Source organism: Dyella sp., from assembly GCF_036568765.1.
In the GTDB taxonomy this organism is placed as follows: domain Bacteria; phylum Pseudomonadota; class Gammaproteobacteria; order Xanthomonadales; family Rhodanobacteraceae; genus GSA-30.
In genome coordinates, this window is sequence record NZ_DATCRY010000319.1 from 1 (window position 1) to 7010 (window position 7010).

At 60.0% G+C, this 7010-nt stretch carries 7 protein-coding genes; all 7 read right to left on the minus strand.

The window, feature by feature from the left end:
• The coding region (locus tag VIM98_RS20075) for a sigma 54-interacting transcriptional regulator (RefSeq protein WP_331994876.1) at positions 1 to 614 on the minus strand (614 nt) is incomplete at its 3' end.
• 384 nt (positions 615 to 998) lie between these two features.
• Positions 999 to 1550 (minus strand): PilZ domain-containing protein, encoded by a 552-nt coding sequence (locus VIM98_RS20080; RefSeq protein ID WP_331994877.1) that lies wholly within the window; start codon positions 1548 to 1550, stop codon positions 999 to 1001.
• Between the two features lie 265 nt (positions 1551 to 1815).
• Positions 1816 to 2709, minus strand: coding sequence for a hypothetical protein (locus VIM98_RS20085; RefSeq protein ID WP_331994878.1), 894 nt, complete (start codon positions 2707 to 2709; stop codon positions 1816 to 1818).
• A 503-nt stretch (positions 2710 to 3212) separates the two neighbouring features.
• Positions 3213 to 3518, minus strand: a complete 306-nt coding sequence (locus VIM98_RS20090) for a hypothetical protein (protein ID WP_331994879.1) — start codon at positions 3516 to 3518, stop codon at positions 3213 to 3215.
• The gene (gene fliS / locus VIM98_RS20095; RefSeq protein ID WP_331994880.1) at positions 3515 to 3949 is read right to left on the minus strand and encodes a flagellar export chaperone FliS; all 435 of its coding nucleotides are present in this window, start codon (positions 3947 to 3949) and stop codon (positions 3515 to 3517) included. The genes VIM98_RS20090 and fliS overlap by 4 nt, the downstream gene beginning before the upstream one ends.
• Before the next feature lie 21 nt (positions 3950 to 3970).
• The gene (gene fliD, locus VIM98_RS20100; protein ID WP_331994881.1) at positions 3971 to 5449 is read right to left on the minus strand and encodes a flagellar filament capping protein FliD; all 1479 of its coding nucleotides are present in this window, start codon (positions 5447 to 5449) and stop codon (positions 3971 to 3973) included.
• A 197-nt stretch (positions 5450 to 5646) separates the two neighbouring features.
• The gene (locus VIM98_RS20105; RefSeq protein WP_331994882.1) at positions 5647 to 6849 is read right to left on the minus strand and encodes a flagellin; all 1203 of its coding nucleotides are present in this window, start codon (positions 6847 to 6849) and stop codon (positions 5647 to 5649) included.
• Positions 6850 to 7010: the final 161 nt, after the last annotated feature.

Consider the following 7010-nt stretch of genomic DNA (forward strand, 5'->3'; position numbering starts at 1 on the left):
TGGCCGAACAGTTCGCTTTCCAGCAGTTCAGCCGGAATCGCGCCGCAATTGATCGCCACGAAAGGCTTGTCGCGACGCGGCGAGCATTCATGAATGGTCCGCGCAACCATTTCCTTGCCGGTACCTGATTCGCCCAGCACCAACACGCTGGAATCGAACGGGGCTACCTGACGGATCAACGCATTCACTCGCGCCATCGGCGAAGAGCGGCCGACAAAGCGGGCACGGCCCTGAGCAGCGCTGATCTGCCGTGCATGCAGGCTACGCATCGCCTCGGCAACCTGCTCGTAGCGCAAGGGGAACTGCAAGCGTTCCACACAGCCGGCAAAAGGCGAGTCGTTGCCGGCCAGTCGCGAGCTTTGCGGCGAATCGGCTGCCAGCAACAGAGGAATCGAACCGGCTCCCTGCTGGCCCAAGGTATCGAGCCGGCGCCGCAGCTTGTTGTCGTCGACCACCTGGCCCACATAGACCGCGCGCCATTCCTGTTCGTTCGCATCCTGTTCGGATAGCTCAGAATCCAGTTGTGGACGATAGCCCAGGAAATGTAGCGCCGACATCACGGCGTCTGCGCGCCCCTGATCGGATTCAATCACCAGAAAATTGGCGGTATCCATCGATGCAATTCCCAACGTGTGTGCTCAATCGATCGCGCGGCTCTCCTGATCGCACGTCGACCCCCTGCCCGTGTCGACTCTCCGTCGCCGACATGGAGAGCAGTGGCAAGAGCTGCGCCAAAAATGTTGCGACGAGGAACCAATTTCTACGCTCCGGCTCTTCACAACCGTAAACAATGCATCGCTGAAAACGTTTACTGACGGCGGCAAATGTCTGTTTTTTAAACGTGTTTTTTCGTACGCCCGCGTATTTAGACAGCCAAATCCTGCGCCAGGAAGCCGTCTTCATCCCTGCAAATCAGCTCGTCGGATTGCTCATACTGTGATGGTCATCACAGGGCATTCCCGGGAAGAAATCACGGACGCGTCGTGACGACGCTCGTGTCATGTCAGTGACTGACGCGCTTCGGCCACTTTGCGCCGATGGTGACGAAATACGAACCGCTCGAAGGCTTCGCGCAACGCATCGCCCATGGGTTCGAAAACAAGAAAGGCGGAGTCGCCCGCTGGTCCGGCCTGACGTTGCGCGGCAAACTCCAGAGGCAATGCACGCAAGGCGTCGACATGCAGCCGTAATAAGATACGTTCGCCTTTGGCGGGTACCACTCCCGATGGCAACACGGCACCGACCGCGTTCATGCGTATATCCACGCGTGCCGGCAAGGTGCTATCGGGCACGAGCAACCGGGTGACGATATCCATCAAGACATTGAGCTTGTTGTCGATCCGCGCCAGCTCCTGCACCAATGGGCTTTCCTCATCGATATCGCCGCGCCGCTCTTCCAATGCATCGAGCGTTGCCAGGATATGGATGTTCCGCTCACGCATTTCTGTCCGCTGCCGCTCGTCCCCTGGATCGTTCAATACGGTACAGGCCAGATGAATGCGGTCTTCGTAGGCCAAAAGCTCCGAATAAGCTTGCCAGGCGTCTTGCATGAGTAACCTCCCGCAGTGAGCATCGATGGGCGCGCGGACAACTTAGCGCCAAAGCTCGTCAAGAACGAGTGGTGTCATTGCCCCCTGGCCGCGGCATACCGTCAGCCGATGTCGTCCAGGATAATGTCATTGATTCTGATCATTAAGTCCAAAAGGTCCTGGTTGATGGATCACACCGTCGAATCCCATGACACGCTCCCTGCAGGGCTGTCTCACAATGCAGCGCCAACGGCTCCGCCCCTTGACGACAGCGGCGCGATTGAACTTATCCGATTCTGGGTATAGGTCTGGATCGCTGGCGATCTATTTCATCGCTAACCTGATTCACGCCCAGCTGCAACTTAGCTTTTATGCTGTCGACAAGAGCGATCTTCCTGGCGATTTCCTCTCTGGCAGCCTCCATGTCAGGAGGAGAAATCCCCCTCCCCTCGCCCAGAAGCAACTTTGCGAGAACAAGGTTCTCGCGTAACGACGCCAGTTTCCCGTCCTTGAGATCTCCACCGACACATCGGCGGACCTGCTCCAGGCTAGCCGCCTGCGTGCCGCTATCGATTTCACCCCGCATCATATCGACCAGTTCATCGGCCGAGCGCTTTATCTCCAACAACTTGGCAACCGATGTGGCTTGGAACGCGCCCCCCTCCGCACCAGGAATGTCAGCAATGAGATTCTGGCAAGCCGACATAACGGTCGCCCCGAGGGTGAACTGAGTTTCCGAGGAAGGAAGTTGCAATGACCTGGGTGAGCGAATCAAGCCCCAGACCGAACCGCATACCAAGGCTGTCGCTGTTATTAATGCGACTCCTCCCATGACCGGGTTATCGCGCATCAATTGTGCTGCCCCGTAACTGCGAGCAACCATCGCGCCTGCGCCCACTGCGACTAAACCCATTGCTTCAGCTTCTTCGTCGCTGGCACGTGCCAAAGGCAGCATGGTCAGTGCGATCAGACTGGTGGCAACCGGGCCCATCGTAGATATTGCAGTTTTGGCGAGCATCGCCGAACGGTGCAACCAGTTATCAGCTTGAGCTGGCAGGGCACTGCGGGCCTCATTTTGAATTTCCCGGAAGGTTTCAAGCGGATTCGGCTCGGCCTGCTGCAGCGGCCCAGTCATTGCACCCACATCCGAGGAATGGAAGGTAATATCGCTGATTTGCATTCCATGCTCCATGCAACAAGCTAGCGCGCACACCATTTCCGGCCAGTTCCCCGACTGATCCAGGCGAGCCGCGTGCAGCGCGATTAGCGAGACGCATTATTCAAGACAAAAATCCTCCAGCCGACTTGCATAAATCGCTCATCTCTCGGAGGGCGGCCTCCAAGAATCCTTCCGCCTTGCAGTAGCGGCTTCAGCCACGACCGGTCGCTCCCCGCAACGCATGGTCGCGGCTCAATAGCAAACTTCTCGCTGGCGACTGCATGGCGTAACGCCGGAGGAACGACTTTAGGGAACCTCTAAGAACCTCAGTTTCCATCGTCGCCCCAGCGAAGGCTGTGGCCCGGCGTCTCTAACACATTGAAGCGTCAAGGCACTGGGTCCCGGCATTCGCCGCGATGACGAATAAGAGAGGGTTTTTAGAGGTTCCCTTTAATCGCGACCTGGATGTGCAATTGAGGTTCAGCGGTGGCAGCCTGTGCAGCTATAGGAGCAAAACGGGCGGATCAGGCTTCTTCGGACGACGAGATATAGGCGCTGAGCGCGCGATGCGAGTACTTCTGTTGCTGCAACCGCTGCGCAACGGCACCCTGCGCCTCAGCGGTCAGCGCCATCAGCTCGGCGTTGCGCTGAAGCAAAAGCTGTACGATGACCAGGCTGCGATCGTCCTTGGGATGACCGAGAGCTAGGTGCTTGTCGCGCTCGGCGACCAATTCTTCCACTCGGAGCCATCCCCCGGCGCGCGCCGCTTCCAGCGCCTCGGTACATCGCTCGAGCGCCAGCTCCAGCGGAATATGGGAAGTAGCGCTCACGCACTTGCCCCGGTAGTGACGCTCTTCTGTTGGGCCAGATAGCTCGACCGGATCGCATGCCAACTGTCACGAATCGGCGTCAGCAGTCGTGCAGCTTCATCGAGTGCAACCAGGTCGTTATTGAGCTGCGCATGCAGCAGACGGCGGGTAACGTATTCGTAAAGAGCGGCCAGGCGACCGGCCAATTCACCGCCAGCCTCTGGGTTGAGGCTGCGACGCAGCTCGGCCAGGATCGCCAGGGCCTTGGAGAAAGCTACGCCTTTGGCAGCCACATCGCGATGATAAATATGCCCGCGCGCCTGGTTGATACGATCGAGCACACCATCGAGCAACATGGCCGTAAGCTGATGCGGATCGGCATCTTCCACACCACCGCGCGCGCTGGTCTGCTGGTACATCGAGCTGGCTTTGCGCATGAGTCCGTAGGTCACTACCGTCTCTCCCTTCCCAATTTACTTGGAGTTACCGGAATTCTGCAGCTGGGCCAGCGCGGTGGTGAGGTAGCTGCTGGTGTTGTTCAGCGAGGACATCAAGGTATCCAGATTGGTGTACTGCTTCTGCAACTGGTCCTGATATTGCTGCATACGATTGTTCAACGCTGTCTGTTGCGTACCCAGCTGAGTAAGGGTGTCGTTGAGGCTCGACGTGCGTGAGGCGATGATGCCAGTACTCGATGTATAGGTATCGAGTGCCGCATTGAGCTTGGTGGCATAGCCATTGGGGCCGGCGAACAGATCCTGCACCGCATTCGGGTCGGAATTGAGCGCGGCAGTGAGCTTGTCCGAATCCGGTGCGGTCAGCGTACCATCGGGGTTGCGAGTAATACCCAGGCTGGAGAGCAGACCGATGCTATTGCCCTTGACTGCGCCACTGAGCACGCTGGAGACGGAGCGCTCCACCGATTCCATCGTGGTATCGCCGAACAATGCACCCACCGCCTTGGTGCTTGGATTGTAATCGAGCGACTGCACGGCCGAGTTGTAGGTGTTATAGGCGTCCACGAAACCCTGGATGGCGGTCTGCGCAGCGCTATTGTCCTGCGTAATGTTGAGCGTGGTGTCACCGGTCTTGGTCAGCGCGATGGTCACTCCATTGAGAGCGCCGGTCACGTTGTTGCTCGCGCTGGTCACCGGAATGTTGTCGATGCTCAGCTTGGCGTCTTGCGCTTCGTTCTGTCCGGGCGTACCCAATTGGGTCGCCAGCGCCTGCAAGCCGTCGCTGCTGGTGGCATTGGCGCTGATGGTAAAAGCATTGGCCACGCCGGTCTTGCTGGAACTCAGCTGAAGCTGGGTGCCGTTGTCACCGTTGATGACCGTGGCGACGACACCCGGATTGTTCGATGCCTTGTTGATCGCGCTAGCGACATCGGCCAGTGTGGCAGTGTCGGCAACGGAGACGTTGAAACTGTTGCTGCCCACGCCGATGGTCAGTGTGCCGCCGCCGATCGCCTGGTCGCTCGGCGTTACGTCACTGGTGCGCTTCTGCGCGGTGGCCAGCTGGGTAACCTTCAGGTCGTAGCTGCCCGGTACCGCGTTGGTCAGCGTAGTGGCGCTGGCGATGGTGTCGTCAGCGACATTGGCGTCGAAGCTGGAAAAGGTACTGGCAGAAGTCAGCTTTGCCAGAGCGGCCTGTAACGCAGTCAGCGCCGAATTCAGCGAGCCGAGCGCATTGAGCTGGCCATTGATCTGGTTGGTCTTGGAATCGATCTGATCCTGCGCCGGCGCTTTCTTCGCGTTGACCAAGGCAGTGACGATCGCGCTGACATCCAGACCCGAGCCGATGCCGGGCGCGCTCAGCGAACCGCCACTGGAGCTGGTGCCGCCGGAGTTGGTCGTGCCCGACGTGCCGCCGGAACTGCCGGACGAGCCACCGAGGGCGTTGAGGAGATCGGTGATGCTGCTGTTCCCGGAGGTGGGACTTACGCTAGACATGGCAATCCTTCAAATCCGCTAGAAGCCCGCGAGGGGCGCCGGTCGGACCACCCGAAAAACTTGCATCCCCACATGCGAAGCTTTTCGCGTAACCCGTCTTGCCGATAGCGGCGGCGCTGGTCTGCCGCCGCTACCCGTCAAACTCCGGCTCTCCCATCGACGGCGCCTTAATGCGCGCCGCCGATCGTTCGAGTCGGTTACTGCAACAGCTTCAGCACCTGCTGGGGCTGGGAGTTGGCCTGCGACAGCACCGAGATACCGGCCTGCTGCAGAATCTGCGCCTTGCTGAGGTTCGCCGTTTCCGTAGCGAAGTCCGCGTCCTGAATGGTCGACTGCGAAGCGGTCAGGTTGTCCTGCTCGGCGCTCAGCGTGGAGATGGTCGACTGGAAGCGGTTCTGGATCGCACCCAGGTTCGAGGTCAGCGTGGATACCGTGCTCAGGGCGACGTCGATGCGCGAGATCAGCGCATTGGAGTCGTCGACCGACAGCACATCGCCGCCCTGCAGGCTACCGCTGACGGCGGCCGTGACGGCCGTGCCGGAGGTGGTCAGGGTGGACGAACCGTTCACCGAGGTGGCGCTGCCGAAGATCGAGCCGGTGGCCGTCGCCGTGCCGGAAGCAGCACCCGAGTCGCTGACCGTGATGGCACCGGTCGAGTAGACATTGATGCCCTTGCCGTCAGCGCTGACCGCGGCGCTGGTGCCCGGTACGTTGGCTGCATTGATCGCGTCGGACAGGTCCTGCAGGCTGTTGGCCGTGCCGCTCAGGGTCACGGTCTTGCCGTCGGAACCGGTCAGGCTGATCTTGGACAGATCCAGCGAGGTCGCATTGCCGCTGGCGTCCTTGAACGCGCCGCTGATGTCACCGGTGGAAACTTCGGCGACCTGGCCGAGCTGGCTGGTCTTGGCGCCGCCACCCAGGCTGATCGAGATCGTCTGGCCGACGTTGGCACCGATCTGGAACGACAGCGTACCGGCCGAACCGTCCAGCACCTTGGTGCCGTTGAAGTCGGTCTGGTCGGCGATACGAGTGATTTCCGACAGACGCTGCTGCACTTCGGTGTCGATCGCCTTGCGGTCGTCAGCGGTGTAGTTGCCGTTGGCCGACTGCACGGCCAGATCGCGGATGGCCTGCAGGTTGGAGGTGACTTCGTCCAGCGCCGACTCGGTGGTCTGAGCCAGGGAGATCGCGTCCGAGGCGTTGGAGCTGGCCTGGCCGATACCGCCGATCTGGGTGGTGAAACGGGTGGAGATGGCAAAACCCGCCGCGTTGTCCTTGGCGCTGTTGATCTTCAGGCCCGAGGACAGGCGCTGCGTCGCCGTGGCCAGCGCGCTCTGCGACTTGGATAGGTTGTTCTGGGCGGTCAGCGACGAAACGTTGGTATTGATAACGAGTGACATGGTGAGTCTCCTGCGAAACCGGTACGCCGGTCGAATATGAGATGTGTCGCCGGCGGGGTTCCCGATGGATTGCCATCCGCCTCGGGGTGTTTTTCGGCCCCCCGGGGCAATACTTGAGCGTTCTCCCAGTCTGTTTTCGTCGTTCGCGCTAACTCGTGATC

What these genes read in the sequence shown, in the direction of transcription:
- VIM98_RS20080 (WP_331994877.1), bottom strand. Translation starts at nt 1,550, where the DNA reads ATGCAAGACGCCTGGCAAGCTTATTCGGAGCTTTTGGCCTACGAAGAC.
- VIM98_RS20085 (WP_331994878.1), bottom strand. Translation starts at nt 2,709, where the DNA reads ATGCAAATCAGCGATATTACCTTCCATTCCTCGGATGTGGGTGCAATG.
- fliD (WP_331994881.1), bottom strand. Translation starts at nt 5,449, where the DNA reads ATGTCTAGCGTAAGTCCCACCTCCGGGAACAGCAGCATCACCGATCTC.
- VIM98_RS20105 (WP_331994882.1), bottom strand. Translation starts at nt 6,849, where the DNA reads ATGTCACTCGTTATCAATACCAACGTTTCGTCGCTGACCGCCCAGAAC.